At 48.4% G+C, this 18,095-nt stretch carries 3 protein-coding genes; 2 read left to right on the top strand and 1 reads right to left on the bottom strand.

Translation table 11 applies throughout. From position 1 onward, the window contains the following. Nucleotides 1-95 precede the first annotated feature (95 nt). Nucleotides 96-16,193, bottom strand: coding sequence for a tandem-95 repeat protein (locus ACHFJ9_RS07655; RefSeq protein ID WP_395354557.1), 16,098 nt, complete (start codon nt 16,191-16,193; stop codon nt 96-98). 171 nt (nt 16,194-16,364) lie between these two features. Between ACHFJ9_RS07655 and ACHFJ9_RS07650 the strand changes: the two genes are divergently transcribed. Beyond that, nucleotides 16,365-16,733, top strand: coding sequence for a hypothetical protein (locus tag ACHFJ9_RS07650; protein WP_031777210.1), 369 nt, complete (start codon nt 16,365-16,367; stop codon nt 16,731-16,733). Between the two features lie 9 nt (nt 16,734-16,742). Continuing rightward, nucleotides 16,743-18,092, top strand: a complete 1,350-nt coding sequence (locus ACHFJ9_RS07645; RefSeq protein ID WP_395354555.1) for an HlyD family type I secretion periplasmic adaptor subunit — start codon at nt 16,743-16,745, stop codon at nt 18,090-18,092. Nucleotides 18,093-18,095: the final 3 nt, after the last annotated feature.

The raw sequence follows: 18,095 nt of genomic DNA, 5'->3' as shown, positions 1-18,095 counted from the left end.
GCTCATAGAAAGAAGCCCAACAAAAAAGCCATGCAAAGTAGGCTCTGCATGGCTTTGATTCGGGCAGCAATGACACTGCCCTCGTCTAGGACTGGTTACATTGAGCTTTGATCGAAATCGTTGCCTTGGTCAGTACCCGTTTGAGTATCCGAGTCGAAGCTGCCAGAGTCATCCGTGAAGTCAACACCTTGATCTTGACCTCCCGCACTTGTCCAGTCGCTGCCGCCAGATTCCATACCCGCCATGTCTGGTTGCTGATCTTGAGCAGAACCTTGCATGGTGTATTGATCATCGACTTCAACTTCAACTGTGCCACTCGCACCTTCTACTGCGCTGCCCAATTCGTCGTAACCTTGGAATTGGATTTCGCTCGTACCTTCGTAACCTTCTGGTAAGTCAACCGATACTGGTTGGTTCAGGTTGCCACTTAACGTGAAGCTGCCATCGCCATTATCCAGTGCGTTGCTTACCGATGCGCCATCAGGTAGACCGGACATTTCTGCATAATCCACCGATTCGTTACCACTGACCTCATCTGGAACCGAGATAGAAATGGTATCGCCTGGTGCTGCAGTTACATCAGCTGCGCTCTCCTCTTCACTGTCTGCACCGTTTGCTGCTTGCTCTTCAGGCTGTTGCGCTTCGCCGACTTGCTGCTCTGATGATGCTTGAGCAGTTTGGATTTGTGGCTCGTCGCTTTGCGCTGAATCGTCCGCAACTTGGATGCTCAGATTCTGAGTCGATACTTCACCATTGTCGTTGACCTGAACATCCATAGCCAAATTGCCATCGAAGTCATCGTTCGGCCAGTATGTCCACTCTTCATCACCTGATTTCGCGAAGAAACCAGCATCGTTTGCATCGGCTACATCCAACACTTCTGCTGAAGGGCTAATGCCAAGCTCATCAATCAACTGTGCTTCCGTGAGTGTTAGTGAACCATCATCAGCCAGTGCGTAGCCTTCGCTGGTTGTGGTTTCACCTTCTCCTTGGATGTCGACATTAAAGAAGCTCTCAATGCGGTTTTCACCGTCAGTTGCAATGAAGCCAACTTGAACATCTCCGGTGTAACCTTCTGCTGGTGTGAATTGGTAGTTACCTTGGTTATCGGTCTCTATTACACCTTGACCTTCCATTAGGCTCACTGACTCAATGCTCAAGCTGTCGCCTTCTGCATCGCTCAAGGTCGATAGCATGTCATCATTGGTGAACGACAAGGTGCCATCCGCTGCCATTTCTGTGGTAGAAATGCTGTCGATTTCTGGAGAAGCATTCTCTTGTGGTGCGTCTTCTTTCACGACCACGCCTGTTTGCTCATCATGAAGCACACCGTCTTTATCAATCACGTAAGCGATATCCGCTTCACCAGTAAAGCCTGGTGCTGGATTGAATGTCCATGTGCCATCACCGTTATCGACAATCTCACCTTGGCTGCGATCAGCTAGGTGAACGAATTTCACTTCATCACCCGCGTCAGCGTCTACGTTTTCTGCCAATCCGATTAGGTCATCAGCGGTTAAGATAACGGGCTCACCTGCTAGGGTTTCGAAGTCACCTGAATCGATGCCATCTTCGAACTCTTCTGGCTCATCACCATAATCCACCGTCGTTGCGGTCACGGTTACGAAGAACTCGCCATTAAAGTCAGCCGGAGGCGTCATTTGAAGGTCTGAGATATCCCACTCGTTCAAGTCGATGTATTGACCCGGTTCCGTAATGGTAATAGTGTTCACACCATCCGTAACTTCGAAGCCAACAGGGAAACCAGTCATCACTAGGTTACTTAGCGTTTCTGAATCGTCGATTAGACCGACATTCAAGCCTAGATGACCCGTTTCGTCCTCACCGAAGACTAACGGACCATCATGGTCGGTTGTGATGACTGCGCCATCCGCAACAGGGCGAACAAACACTGGTACATCAAGTACTGTTTCAAACTCACCGTCACTTACCACAACTTGCAAGTCAGAAACCCCTGAAAAATCACCAGTCGGTGTGAATGTCCAAGTACCGTCACCGTTGTCTGTTACCTCACCACCATCTTCACCTTCTGCGGTGATAATGCGTGATACGACTAGGTTTTCAGTGTCGATGTCGCCGAACAAATTCATCAAGTCGCCAGCGTCAAACGTGAATGCGCCATCTTCGTCGGTAGCCATAAAGGCATTACCCACATTGAATGGAGCATCGTTGACTGGAATGACATCCACATTCAACGAGCCTTCAACCACTTCTTCACCATCCGTCGCGGTGTAGCCCAGTTCTACCAAACCATTGAAGTCTTGAGTGGTTACCAAGTGGTACATACCATCTGGCTGCTGAGTTAATGTCGCGTTTGCAGGAGCACGAACCGTGATGCTTTCTACGCTGATTTCGTCACCATCAAGATCCGTAACTTGATCAGCGATGTAAGCTGGGTCAATCACCATGACCACATCTTCTTCGCCTTGCATCTGGATGGTTGGCGCTTCTGGTGCATCGTTAACCGCTTCGATGTTTAGATTGCCTTCAACCGGCGTCACTAAATCACCATCGCTAACACCGAACGACATTGGCACATCACCATTGAAGTTCTCAGCTGGAGTGAATGACCAAGTGCCATCACCGTTGTCTAGCAAGTCACCGTATTGCTCATCAATCACTAAGTCGACAGCAGACAGTTCGTCGTAGGTGTTGTCGATGTCTGTCGCGTTAGCAAGCAACATGTCCTGCGTGATAAGAATGGTGGTATCTTCGGTACCAGCAATATTCACTGGCGTTGATTGCGGCGCATCGTTAATTGGGTTCACCGTTAGGTCAACGCCTACTTCTACGCTCGCACCATCGTTATCAATCAAGTCGAAACTTAGGTCGATATCGCCATTGAAGTTCGCATCAGGCGTAATCGTAAAGCTACCATCTTGGTTCTCAACAACGGTTGCATTGGCTACCGCGGTTAAGTTCACTGCTTCTAGATTATTGCTGTCGACGTCACCCGCTTGAGCCAGTAACTGCTCTTGACTCAATGTGATTGAACCGTCTTCATCGACGCTGTAAGCCAAATCGCCAGATACCGGAGCATCGTTGACTGGCAATACATCAATGTTCGCGTTGGTTGTCGCAGTTGCACCGTCTTCATCAGCCACTACTACGTCTAGACTTACGCCACCATTGAAGTTTTCATTTGGCGCGAAGCTATAAGTACCATCGTCATTCGCCGTTAGAATACCGTCGCTACCACTGTAAGAGACGCTTTCTAGGCTCACGTCGCCTTCCACGTCACTTGATTGCGCTAGCAGTTGCTCTTCCGTGAAGATAATGACTTCGTCTTCATTAACAGAGTAACTTGTCGCACCTGCGATTGGTGGATCGTTCACCTCAAGAACAGTAATACCCGCAGTGGTTGAGTCTGTCGCACCCTCTTCATCGACAACTACAACGTCTAGGCTGACCTCGCCATTGAAGTTCTCGTTTGGAGAGAAGGTGTACGTACCATCGCCATTGTCTTGGAACACGCCATCTGCGCCACTGTAGCTCACGCTATCAACCGAAACATCGCCTTCAATATCTGACGAATTCGCTAGTAATTGCTCATCGCTGATGGTGATCGAGTTGTCTTCGTGCACGGTGTAAGACGTGCTACCTGCCACCGGTGGATCGTTCTCTGGCGTCACGCTTACATCGATGTTTGCGGTCACGGTATCCGTGCCATCAGAAACATCGAAGGTAAAGTTCACGTCGCCATTGAAGTTCTCGTTTGGTGCGAAGCTGTAAGTGCCATCGCCATTGTCAGTTAGGACACCGTCCGCACCAGTGTAAGTGACACCTTCAACCGATAGATCATCGCCATCGATATCTGTTGCGCCATCAAGCAGATCTTGGTCAGTGAAGGTCAACACGCCATCTTCACCAATGGTGAACGCTTGGTCTTCTGGTTGTGGAAGGTCGTTAACTGGATTAACCGTTAGATCTGCCGTAGCGACCAAGGTGTCAGAACCATCACTGATATCAAACGTGATATCAATGTCACCATTGAAGTTCGCATCTGGCGTGATAGTAAAGCTACCATCGTCGTTTTCCGTAACCGTTGCATCACCGTCAACCACTAGGTTAGATGCGGTTAGTGCATCACCTTCTACATCCGATGCTTGAGCAAGAAACTGCTCTTGGCTCAGTGTGATTGAGTTGTCTTCGTCAACGCTATACGCCAAGTTACCCGATACTGGTGCATCATTGATTGGTAAGACATCGACTGTGATGTAAGTATCGACCTCTGCACCATCTTCATCGCGAATGGTCACATCCAACTGCACTTGGCCGTTGAAGTTTTCATTCGGTGCAAAGCTACAGGTACCATCGCCGTTAACTGAGAAAATACCGTCTGTACCATCGTAGCTGATGCCTACTAGCTCAACATCCCCTTCAACATCCGAAGCATTCAGTAGCACTTGCGATTCACTGAAGGTTAGAACTTGGTCTTCATCGATAGTGTATGCGGTAGGACCTGCGATTGGTGGGTCATTTACCTCAATCACAGTAATGCCAGCAGTGGTAGAGTCCGTTGCACCTTCTTCATCGACAACGACAACATCTAGGCTCACCTCGCCGCTGAAGTTCTCGTTTGGTGAGAAGGTGTAAGTACCATCACCGTTGATTTCTAACACACCATCGTTACCGCTGTAGCTCACGCTATCAATCAACACATCGCCTTCAATATCCGATGAGTTCGCCAATAGCTGTTCGTCACTGATGGTAATCGAATTGTCTTCATGAACGGTGTAAGACGTGCTGCCTGCTACCGGTGGATCGTTCTCTGGCGTCACGCTTACGTCGATATTTGCGGTCACGGTATCCGTGCCATCAGAAACATCGAAGGTAAAGTTCACGTCGCCATTGAAGTTTTCGTTTGGCGCGAAGCTGTAAGTGCCGTCACCGTTGTCGGTTAGGACACCATCTGCGCCAGTGTAGCTCACACCTTCTACCGACAGGTCATCACCATCGATGTCCGTTGCACCATCAAGCAGATCTTGGTCAGTGAAGGTCAACACGCCATCTTCACCAATGGTGAACGCTTGATCTTCCGGCTGAGGCAAGTCATTAACTGGGTTAACGGTTAGGTCCGCCGTTGCAACAATAGTATCGCTGCCGTCGTTGATATCGAACGTGATATCAATGTCACCATTGAAGTTCGCATCAGGCGTAATGGTAAAGCTGCCATCATCGTTTGCCGTCACCATTGCATCACCGTCAACCACTAAGTTAGTCGCGGTTAGCGCGTCCCCTTCTACATCCGATGCTTGAGCAAGAAGCTGCTCTTGGCTAAGCGTAATTGAATTGTCTTCATCGACACTGTAAGCCAAGTTGCCCGATACTGGCGCATCGTTTATTGGCAATACATCGATGTTTGCATTAGTTGACGCAGTTGCACCGTCTTCATCAACAACCACAACATCTAGGCTCACATCGCCATCGAAGTTTGCGTTTGGTGCGAAGCTGAATGTAGCGTCACCGTTATCGGTAAAGATACCGTCGGAACCGCTGTAGCTGACGCTATCAAGTGCTACCTCACCTTCAATATCGGAAGAGTTTGCCAACAACTGTTCAGCACTGATGGTGATGACTTCATCTTCATCAATGGTGTAACTGGTTGCACCTGCGATTGGTGGGTCGTTAACCTCAAGTACTGTGATACCCGCAGTGGTTGAGTCTGTCGCACCCTCTTCATCGACAACCACAACGTCTAGGTTGACCTCGCCATTGAAGTTCTCATTTGGCGAGAAGGTGTACGTACCATCGCCATTGTCTTGGAACACACCATCGTTGCCACTGTAAGTCACACTACTGATGTCTACGCCGCCTTCAATATCCGATGAGTTCGCTAGCAGCTGTTCGTCACTAATGGTGATCGAATTATCTTCATGTACTGTGTAAGACGTGCTGCCCGCAACCGGTGGATCGTTCTCTGGCGTCACGCTTACATCGATATTTGCGGTCACGGTATCCGTGCCATCGGAAACATCGAAAGTGAAGTTCACGTCGCCATTAAAGTTCTCGTTTGGTGCGAAGCTATATGTGCCATCACCATTGTCAGTAAGAACACCGTCCGCGCCTGTGTAAGTGACGCCCTCAACAGATAAGTCATCCCCTTCAATATCGGTAGCGCCTGTTAGGAGATCCGCATCAGTAAAGGTCAGCACACCATCTTCACCAATGGTGAACGCTTGATCTTCTGGTTGTGGAAGGTCGTTAACTGGATTAACCGTCAGGTCCGCCGTTGCAACGATAGTATCACTGCCATCATTGATATCGAACGTGATATCAATGTCGCCATTAAAGTTGGCACCTGGCGTGATAGTGAAGCTACCATCGTCGTTTGCCGTAACCGTTGCATCACCGTCAACCACTAGATTAGATGCGGTTAGCGCGTCACCATCCACATCCGATGCTTGAGCAAGAAGCTGCTCTTGGCTCAGTGTGATTGAGTTGTCTTCGTCAACGCTATACGCCAAGTTACCCGATACTGGTGCATCATTGATTGGTAAGACATCGACTGTGATGTAAGTATCGACCTCTGCACCATCTTCATCGCGAATGGTCACATCCAACTGCACTTGGCCGTTGAAGTTTTCATTCGGTGCAAAGCTACATGTGCCATCGCCATTTACTGAGAAGATGCCATCTGGACCGTCGTAGCTGATGCCTACTAGCTCGATATCCCCTTCAACATCCGAAGCATTCAGTAGCACTTGCGACTCACTAAAGGTCAGAACTTGGTCTTCATCGATAGTGTATGCAGTAGGACCTGCGATTGGTGGGTCATTTACCTCAATCACAGTAATGCCAGCAGTGGTAGAGTCCGTTTCACCCTCTTCATCGACAACGACAACATCTAGGCTCACCTCGCCGCTGAAGTTCTCGTTTGGTGAGAAGGTGTAAGTACCATCACCGTTGATTTCTAACACACCATCGTTACCGCTGTAGCTCACGCTATCAATCAACACATCGCCTTCAATATCCGATGAGTTCGCTAATAGCTGTTCGTTACTAATGGTAATCGAATTGTCTTCATGAACGGTGTAAGCCGTGCTGCCTGCAACCGGTGGATCGTTCTCCGGCGTCACGCTTACGTCGATATTCGCCGTCACGGTATCCGTGCCATCGGAAACATCGAAAGTGAAGTTCACGTCGCCATTAAAGTTCTCGTTTGGTGCGAAGCTATATGTGCCATCACCATTGTCAGTAAGAACACCGTCCGCGCCTGTGTAAGTAACGCCCTCAACAGATAAGTCATCCCCTTCAATATCGGTAGCGCCTGTTAGGAGATCCGCATCAGTAAAGGTCAGCACACCATCTTCACCAATGGTGAACGCTTGATCTTGTGGTTCAGGCGCATCGTTAACTGGTGACACCAATAACTCAAGGTTGGTTGAGACAACATCATCGCCGTCAGACACATCGAACGTAAAGGTGATGTCACCATTAAAGTCCGCATCTGGCGTTAAGGTGTAAGTACCGTCACCATTGTCTGTGATGGTGATGTTTTCATCATCCGTTGCCAAGTTCAGTGCTGTCAGTTGGTCTCCATCCAAGTCACGCGCATTAGCGAGCAAATCTTCTTGCGTGATTAGGATTGAACCATCTTCTTCAACCACAGCAGAAACAGGCAATGCTTCAGGCGTATGTTCAATGTGAGCACCCGTTGCATTGACGTAGATGGTTTGAGAAACGGTTTCAGAATCATTATTTGATAGCTCTGTCGCCGTTGCCGTTACATTGATTTCTAGCTGTTGGTTAAAGTCTTCTGGCAATTGAATCTGTAGCTCTTGTTCAATGGCTGTGGTTGGAAGCGTTACAGAACCATCTGGACCGACTGTTACTTCACCACTGTAGATCTGGCTGTTCACTTCACCTACATCAATGGTGAAGTTGAAGTCACTATAATCGGCATCGCCGCCACCGTAGAGATCTTCAAAGCCGTAAACCAGTTCACCGTCTTCGTTCACAGTAGTTCGAGTATGTTCAATGCCATCTTGGTTGAGCTCTGAGCTTGTGCCGCCATGGAAGACTGCATCACCAAATTGGCTTTGAATCACGGTTTCAGAACCATCAGCACCCACAAACACGAGTTGTGGGTCGACCGTATCCATGTTCGCAGGAGAGCCATCTGCCGCACGGAACTCATACTGACCATCTTGCATGGACGCAAAGTCATTGAAGTTATGACCGTTAGGAATCAAGAATAGGTTGAAGCTTTCCCCTTCCGAGATTTGGAAGCTGAACTGATCTTGTCCCGGAATGAGGTCACCGCCTCCGCCAACTTGAGAGGCGTTTTCGTACACCACTTCAACGCCCGTGATATTGCCGTCTTCATCAACTTTGTAATAGCCAGCTGCGTTTTGGTAACCCGCGGTTTCACCTTCAAAGGTAACCGTGATTTCAGTATCATTGAAACTGGTGATACCGTTGTCTTGATCGTTAAGTACCCCTTCGTTGTCGTAGCTGATCACCGAACCTTCTGGAACACCATCAACGGTCACAGTCAGCGTTTCTGACAAGTCTTGGTCAACCAATGCTGCGGCGATGTTCACTTCAACAATACCGCCTGGCTCAACCAAGATCGCTTGGTCATCCACGTTTCGACCGTCGCCATCAGTGATGACTAGGTCTGGCGCATCTGCTACGGCTTCGATATGGACATTAATGTCTTGCTCAACTTCATCCGTACCGTCAGAAACCGTAAAGCTGAACTGTAAGTCACCACTGAAGTGCTCTTCTGGTACGAAGCTAAATGTACCGTCACCGTTGTCCGTTACAGTACCTTCATCACCCGAGTAGTTAATGCTCGTAACAGTGAGGTCATCACCATCAATATCAATCGCGCCACTTAGCAGATCTTCTTGCGTGAACAGGATGCTGCCATCCTCTTCAATGTGGTACATGCCAGGCGCAACAATTGGAATGTCATTGACTGGGTTCACCGTCAATGTCATTTCATTGGCAACACTCAATTCACCGTCGCTCACTTCATAAGTAAACTCGATGTCTCCGTTGAAGTTCTGTGAAGGCGTAACGGTAAAGGTGCCGTCGCCGTTATCCACGATAGAGGCATTAGGATCATTGGTTTCTAGTGCCGTTGCGTATAGGTCATCACCATCTTGATCGCTGGCATTTTCAAGCAGCATTTCTTGTGTCACGAGAATAGAGCCATCCTCGTCCACGTCTGCCACGATTGGCGCTGCTTCTGGTGCGTCGTTGACGAACTCAACTTTCAAGTCGATGTTTGCCGCCACCACATCGGTGCCATCACTCACATCAAACGTGAGGTCAACATTACCAAAGAAGCCCTGCTCTGGCGTTAACGTGTAGGTGCCATCGCCATTGTCTGTCACTTGAACCGTATCGCTTAAGCTCGTCACGTTCACAACAGATAAGTCATCGCCTTCGATGTCCGTCGCTTGAGCCAGCAGCTCTGCTTCAGTAATCGTGATGGCTTCGCCGTCTTCTGTGGTGAAGGACAAATCAGGTACATCTGGCAGGTCGTTCACTGGGTTAACGGTGAGGTTTAGATCCGCAGCGACGGTTTCAATCGCGTCAGTTACGTCATAAGTAAATTCGATTTCACCAAAGAAGTTTTCGCTCGGTGTAATCGTGAAGCTACCATCAGCGTTCTCAACGATGGTTGCATTAGGATCGTTGGTCGACAGGTTCACCGCTTCAAGGTTGTCACCATCCACGTCCGTCGCGTTCGCTAACAAGTCTTCTTGAGTGATGGTAATTGAGCCATCTTCATCAACGACCGCATCAACTGGACCGCTGACCTCTGGACCTTCGTTGACGATCTCAACATCGATCTTCGCAGTGCTTGGTGCACTTGCTTGACCATCGCTGATGTCGAAGGTCAAGTTCACTTCACCGTAGAAGTTCGAAGTTGGCTCGAAGGTAAAGGTGTTGTCGCCGTTGTCTGTCAACGTACCTTGTGACTGGTCAACAAGCAGTAGATTCTCGATATGCAGAATGTCGCCATCCACATCGGTCGCACCTGATAGTAGGTCTTTTGCTTCGATGATGATGGTGCCGTTTTCTAGCATTTGAGTATGCAGCGGCGCACCAGGAACTGGCACATCATTGACTGGAATAACGGTCAGATCTAGATGGGTGTCGACTTCATCGGTGCCATCGAAGACTTTGTAATCAATGTCGACTTCACCATTGAAGTTTTCATTCGGCATAAAGGTGTAAGTGCCGTCGCCATTGTCGACAAGCTCACCGTTATCACCGCTGTAAGAGATATCAGAGATAGACAGCGCATCGCCTTCCACGTCACTTGCATTGGCAAGCAGATCGTCCGCGCTAAACGTAATGCCCACATCCTCATCAGTCGACAACACAATCGGACCAGAAACGATTGGCGCATCGTTTACTGCTTCGAAGTTGATGTTGATGATGTTGTCGTCAGTGAGTTCACCATCCGTGACTTGGTAACCTAGCTCAATCTCACCGTAGAAGTTCTCATCTGGTGTGACTGTCCATGTACCATCGCCGTTGTCGGTTAACGTAGCGTGCTCCGCGTTATCCCCCACCAGCTCTAGATTTTGAATATCAAGAACGTCACTATCGATATCACTCGCTTGTGCGAGAAGCTGCTCTTCTGTGATTACCACAGAGGCAAACTGCGCAGAACCTTCGGTATCAATAGTCACATTTGGCAGATCAGCCGTCAGTTCGATTTCACTGTCACCTTCACGGATATTCAGCTCTACCGTTTCCGTGATTTCCGTGCCGTCCACGCCAATAGATGTGAACACCGCTTCATCATGACAAGTTTGCGAAACCGTCATGTTTTGAACCACGTAAGTACCGTTACCTTGAATCGTTCCTAGCTCAAAGTAAGATACAGGCTCGTTCACCGTTAGGGTGTAATCCGTCTCATAACTACCACGATCTTCTTTGTGGTAAGTCATCGAGTCGATCAAGTCACCATCAGAGTTGAAGGCGCGAATTTCGACTTCGGTAAAGTGGCGAGACTCTTCCATAAACCAGCCGCCTAGACCATCTAGGTGGAAGCTGATTTCGTTGATGTCTTGACCTTCAACGGTCACAGTCAGTTTTTCATCACCACTCAAGCCTTGACGGTCAGTATCACCAATACCGTGACCGATGTGTGTTTTACCATTCCACGCACCGAGTGGGTCATCATTACTTTGAACAGTAACTTTCAAATCGCCATCGACAAACTCACGTGTGTAAGGGTCAACAGCTGTACCCCAATCATCAAGGCTGGCGTTGTCGTCAAAGGTACCAATTTGACTCGTGTGCGTACCGTTCGCCAATGCATCATCATTTGGAATGAAGCGCACTTCCGTGTCTGCAGGAACCTCCTGCCCGACTTCTAGCTGTACCCATTCGTCATTTAGATTTGCTTCAATGATGCCGTTTTCAGGCGCTTGGTCGAGACGTAACGCAGGCTCTTCACGCAGAGAAACACCCACTGTTTGGTCTTCTTCCGCTTGAATAAAGATCTCGTCGCCCGCTTCTGGCGCATCGTTGACAGGATTAACGGTCAGATCCAACGTGGTCAGAACATCATTTTCGCCATCGCTGATGTTATAAGTGAAGTCCAACTCACCGTTAAAGTTTTCCGTATGCGTAATGGTGAAAGAACCATCGTCGTTGGCTACGATCGTCGCATCTGGGTCATTGGTTTGCAGATTGCTGGCAACAAGGTCATCACCTTCAATGTCTGTCGCATTCGCAAGCAACTGTTCTTGCGTGATGGTGATGGCGTTATCTTCATCCACTTCAGCTTGAATGCCTGATGTTTCAGGTGCGTCGTTCACCGCGATAACATCGATGCCTGCGGTTGTTGTATCCGTTGCGCCATCTTGGTCGATAACCGTAACGTCGAGCGAAATGTTACCGTCAAAGTTCTCATTTGGCGTGAAGGTATATGTGCCGTCGCCATTGTCCACGAAGCTACCGTCGTTACCAGAGTAGCTAACATTCGCCAAGGCTACATCGCCTTCCACATCAGAAGAGTTGGCTAACAACTGCTCGTCACTGATGGTGATTTGACCGTCTTCTTGAACCGTGTAAGACGTAGAACCTGCAACCGGCGGATCGTTCACTGGTGTCACGCTGACATCAATGAATGCTGGTGTTGAACCTGTGCCGTCAGACACATCGAATGTGAACTGAACATCACCGTTGAAGTTCTCATTCGGCGCGAAGCTATAAGTGCCATCACCATTATCGGTAAGTACACCATCCGCACCTGTGTAGAGAACGTTTTCGATAGACAGATCATCGCCATCAATATCCGATGCGCCTTCCAATAGGTCTGCATCCGTGAACAGCAAAGTGCCGTCTTCTTCTACCGTGAACTGTTGATCTTGCGCTTGTGGCAAGTCATTCACAGGATTAACCGTAATATCCAGACCAACTTGTACCGAGCCGCCATCGTTATCAATGATATCGAAGGTCAGATCTAGGTCGCCGTTGTAGTTTTCATCCGGTGTGATGGTGTAACTGCCATCATCGTTGTATTGAATTGTCGCGTTGTCATCTGTCGATAGATTGATGGCTTCAAGGTTCTCGCTATCAATATCGCCCGCTTTGGCAAGCAACTGCTCTTGGCTTAGCGTAATTGAGCTGTCTTCGTTGATGGTGTAAGCCAAATCACCCGATACTGGAGGATCGTTGATTGGCAATACGTCGACATTGATGTGCGTATCAACGGTTGCCCCATTCTCATCTTGAATGGTCACATCCAACTGAACTTGACCATTGAAGTTCTCGTTTGGCGCAAAGCTACAAGTACCATCGCCATTGACGGTAAAGATACCATCCGAGCCTTCATAGCTGATGCCAACAAGCTCTACATCGCCCTCGATATCAGATGCGTTGGCAAGAATTTGTGACTCACTGAATGTCAGTACTGAATCTTCATCAATCGTGTAAGACATTGGACCGGCAACTGGAGGGTCATTCACTTCAATGACCGTAATGCCTGCGGTCGTTTCGTCAATCGCACCTTGCTCATCCGCCACAATCACATCAAGGCTAATATCACCGCTGAAGTTCTCATTCGGCATAAAGGTGTAAGTACCGTCACCGTTGTCTTGGAATACGCCATCGCTGCCTGAATAGGTCACGCTATCGATGGACACTGCGCCTTCCACATCCGAAGAGTTAGCCAGAAGCTGCTCGTCGGAAATGGTAATCGCATTATCTTCATCAACCGTGTAAGACGTAGAACCCGCAACCGGAGGATCGTTCACTGGAGTGACGCTCACGTCCACATTGGCAGGTACGGTTTCAGTACCGTCAGAAACACCAAAGCTAAAGCTGACATCACCGTTGAAGTTTTCATTTGGTGCAAAGGTGTAAGTACCATCACCGTGGTCAGTCAGCACACCATCGCTGCCTGTGTAGCTAATGCCGTCAACCGTTAAGTTATCGCCATCGATGTCGGTCGCGCCAGCAAGCAAGTCTGCATCGGTAAACTGAAGCGTGCCGTCTTCTTCAACGCTGAACTGCTGGTCTTGAGGAACAGGAAGATCGTTAACTGGATTAACCGTTAGATCCGCCGTTGCTTGGATAGTGTCTGTGCCATCTGTAATGTTGAATTGGATATCAATGTCACCATTAAAGTCCGCATCTGGTGTAATCGTGAAGCTGCCATCATCGTTCGCAACAACGGTCGCATTGCCGTCAACAGTCAGTTTGGATGCAGTTAGGTCATCACCATCCACGTCGCCAGCTTGAGCAAGAAGCTGCTCTTGGCTGAGAGTGATAGAACCATCTTCATCGACACTGTAAGCCAAGTTGCCCGATACTGGCGCATCGTTGATTGGCAATACATCGATGTTCGCATTGGTTGCTACCGTTGCACCGTCTTCATCAGTCACGACCACATCAAGGCTGACATCACCGTAGAAGTTTTCGTTTGGTGCGAAGCTGAATGTACCGTCACCGTTATCGGTAAAGATACCGTCGGAGCCGCTATAGCTCACGCTATCAATCGCCACCTCGCCTTCAACGTCAGAAGCATTCGCCAATAGCTGCGCAGAACTAATGGTGATGACTTCGTCTTCGTTAACTGAGTAGCTGGTCGCGCCTGCAATTGGCGGGTCGTTCACCTCAAGAACAGTAATGCCAGCGGTAGTGGAATCCGTCGCACCTTCTTCATCGACAACGACAACATCTAGGCTCACCTCGCCACTGAAGTTTTCATTTGGAGAGAAGGTGTACGTACCGTCACCATTGATTTGCAACACACCATCGCTGCCAGAGTAGCTCACGCTATCAATCGAGACATCCCCTTCTAAATCCGAAGAATTTGCCAACAGTTGCGCGTCAGAAATGGTAATAGAGTTGTCTTCGTGAACCGTGTAAGACGTTGAACCAGCCACCGGAGGATCATTCACCGGCGTGACGCTCACATCTACATTCGCTGAAACCGTATCTGTGCCATCAGATACGTCGAAGCTGAAGTTCACATCACCATTGAAGTTTTCATTTGGCGCAAAGCTATACGTGCCATCGCCATTGTCAGTTAGAACGCCGTCGGTCCCTTCATAATTGATTCCCGTTACAGAAAGGTCATCGCCTTCAATATCGGTCGCGCCAGCAAGAAGATCCGCATCGGTAAATTGCAGAGTGCCGTCCTCTTCCACACTGAATTGTTGGTCTTGAGGAACAGGCAGATCGTTGATTGGATTAACCGTTAGATCAGCGGTTGCTTGAACGGTATTCGTGCCATCTGAGATATCAAAGCTAATGTCGATATCACCATTAAAATCTGCGTCCGGCGTGATGGTGAAGCTACCATCGTCATTTTGAGTCACCGTCGCGTTGCCATCTACCGAAAGGTTAGACGCCGTCAGTGCATCACCTTCCACATCGGAAGCTTGCGACAACAATTGCTCTTGGCTCAAACGAATCGAACCATCTTCGTCTACCGAGTACGCAAGATTGCCAGACACTGGCGCATCATCGACAGGCGTGACGCTTACATCTATATTGGCAGAAACCGTATCTGTGCCGTCGGACACATCAAAGCTGAAGTTTACATCACCATTGAAGTTTTCATTTGGCGCAAAAGTGTAAGTCCCATTGCCGTTGTCGGTCAGGATGCCGTCGCCACCGTCGTAGCTTACGCCCTCAACCGTTAGGTTATCGCCTTCAATATCCGTTGCGCCAGCAAGCAGGTCAGCATCAGTGAAGATCAGCGTGCCGTCTTCTTCCACCTCAAAGGCTTTATCTTCCGGCACTGGTGCGTCATTGATTGGACGAACAGTTAAATCAATCGAGCTAGAAATGGTTTCTTGACCATCACTGATATCAAACGTTAAGTCGAGTTCACCATTAAAATCAGCTTCAGGTGTGACGGTATAAGTGCCATCACCATTATCCACAACCGATGCATTAGCCCCCACTTGCACGTTGAATGCGGCAAGATCATCGCCATCAACATCACTCGCGTACCCAAGAAGTTGTTCTTGAGTGAAGGTAATAGTGCCATCTTCATCCATGATGTATGCCAGATCTTGCCCTACTTCTGGCGCGTCATTTTCACCTTCGACTTTAATTTGGAACGTTTCGCTCGTAGTTTCGGAGTCGAAATCGTCTTCTACTTGCGTCGTGGTTTCTTCACTGGTGTCTTGTACATCCACCGCGAAGCTCTCTTCAGTGGTTTCTGAATCTAGCTCGTCACCACCTTGAGAACCTTCAGAGTCTGAAGAAGCACTTGGCGCAGATGAAGTTTGTACCGCTTGTCCTTGCGCTTCATTGCCTTCTGCGTCCGAACCACCTTCAGAGCCAGAGGCATCACCACCACCGACCGCTTGGGCACCCGCCCCAGAATCCGAACCACCGCTGCCCAGAGCCTCGTCACCTGATTCTCCGCTAGAAGCTACACTATCAACAACATTGGATTGTGCTGCGTCAGAGTCGCTGCTACTTTCAGTATCCTCTTCTTGAACTGCGCCACCCGAGCTCACTGCTTCTTCTTCCGTACCCGCGCCACTAGGATTTTCTTCCATCGCACGATTGGCTTCATCAACAGCATCTGCACTTTCAGCACCGGTCGCTACAGTCGAAGAGACGGTCGACTGCTGTTTTTCTTCTCTTGTCCCCGTATCCTTCGTTTCTGTTTGCTCTACCGCATCGTTAAGCTTTTCATTGTCTTTTTCTTGATTAGTGTCGCCTGCCATTACAGCCTCCGTTGCTTTTAGCTAACTTAGAGGCAGTAAAGGACACCATTTTTAGAAACCAACTTTTTATACAACTTTTTTCATATCTTTCAAGTTCCATAAAAACAAAAAATTTGAAAACCCAGTATAAAGATCCTTACTTGTTGTCATTAAAGCAATTAGTGCGGTGGGATAATGATAAATATGACAAATCTGTTGCGCTCAGTCGACAACAGCCATAAGGGGCTGCAATTGCTATTAGGCGATTTTTACCAAGATTTCAGTGATGCAGGGATTGATATTGAGATGCTGCATAAGCAAAACCGTTTTGAAGCACTCAGATGTTATTCAAAAAGACTAAAGACCATTCTCGTCTTGTTATGTGATGACGACTTACCACCAAAATTGGCAAAGCTTGAACACTTAAACAAACACCATTTCCCTGCTCCTAATGAATTGATTGAGGACGTTAAAACCGAGCTTAACAACGTAAACAAACAAATTAGCCAGCTGTTAAAAATCGAAAATTCAATCGATAGCCGCACAGGTAGTGAATCGTAGAGGTGGCTCATGAGTAATAAGCAAATAGAACATCACCTCAAAAAGGCGCTCGTTTCGAACAACGAAGCTTCGAAGGTAACAGCAGACGATACAATCGTGCTAGCCAGTGCAATGACCAGCGTACACAAAACCTTGCTGGTTATCTTTTTGCTTTCCATGGTGGCTATCGCCGTGGCATCTCAGGCTCATATCGACATTGTGGTGTCGGTGCGCGGTGAGCTATTGCTCGAATCTGACATCGAAAAAGTGCAACACCTTGAAGGCGGTATTCTAGAAGAAATGCTAGTGCGCAAAGGCGAAGTGGTTTATGAAGGTCAGCCTATTGCACGCCTTCGCTCTCTGGATAGAAACACTCAACTTGATACGGTAAACACAGAGATCATTCAGCTTGAGCTAGACAAGATTCGTTACGAAAGCCTGCGCGATATGGTGGAACCCGATTTTTCTGCCTACATCGAAAAGTACCCAGAATTAGTGCAAGTCAACATGAATACCTGGCAGCAAGAATTTTCTAAAAACCGTTCCAATGAAGAGTTGATCACTCACGATATCCAACATAAGAATTCGCTTATTGATTCAATGCTCAAGCGCCGTAAAAGCTCCGAGAACCAGCTCTCCTTGATACGCAGGCAGCTCAATATTAAGAACACCTTGTACAAAGAGGAAATGGCGTCTTACGTCGATGTTCTGAATATGCAGGTTCAAGAGTCAAACATGGTGCGTGAGATTGAAAACCTTGATGAGTCGGTCATGAATGAGCGCTTCCAACTCGACAAACTAGAGAAGCAGTACCGGGACTTGGTGGAGAATCGTAATGCCGAGTATCAAGCGCAAATCATTCAAGCAAACAAGGATTTAAAGTTGAAACGTATATTACGTCCTCAACACTCAGATAAAGTAGATCGCCTAGTAGTTTACGCCCCTATTGACGGTGTAGTGGATAAAGTGCATTTCAACTTCCGTTCTGCGGTGATACCGCCGGGGGAAAGCATCGCGGACATTGCACCGATCAATAACGCCCTTCACGGAGAGGCGAAGATCCCGCGCAAAGACATGGGCTTTGTAGAAATCGGGCAAGCGGTCAAAGTGAAGATGGATACCTACAACTTTGCCAAATACGGATTTTTGGAAGGTCGAATTGCGTCGATCAGCCGTTCTTCTTATGAAGAAGAAGACGCTGAATTCTACCTCGCCGAGATCCAAATCAGTCAAAACTATCTAGAGCGCGGAGGCACACAATACAAGCTATCCCCTTATATGGAGTTTACCGCAGACGTGAAAACAGGCTCACGCCGGGTTATCGAATACGCAGCGAAGCCGGTTATGTCGGCTATCGAAGACGCGTTCGATGAGAGGTAATGG

The organism is Vibrio sp. D3, assembly GCF_043995865.1.
Taxonomy (GTDB): Bacteria; Pseudomonadota; Gammaproteobacteria; order Enterobacterales; family Vibrionaceae; genus Vibrio; species Vibrio diabolicus.
The sequence above is the reverse complement of the archived record's forward strand: the minus strand, read 5'-3'. Positions and strand labels throughout refer to the sequence as shown.

Excerpts from the sequence above, each read along its gene's own strand:
- ACHFJ9_RS07655 (WP_395354557.1), bottom strand. The coding sequence starts at position 16,193 with ATGGCAGGCGACACTAATCAAGAAAAAGACAATGAAAAGCTTAACGAT.
- ACHFJ9_RS07645 (WP_395354555.1), top strand. The coding sequence starts at position 16,743 with ATGAGTAATAAGCAAATAGAACATCACCTCAAAAAGGCGCTCGTTTCG.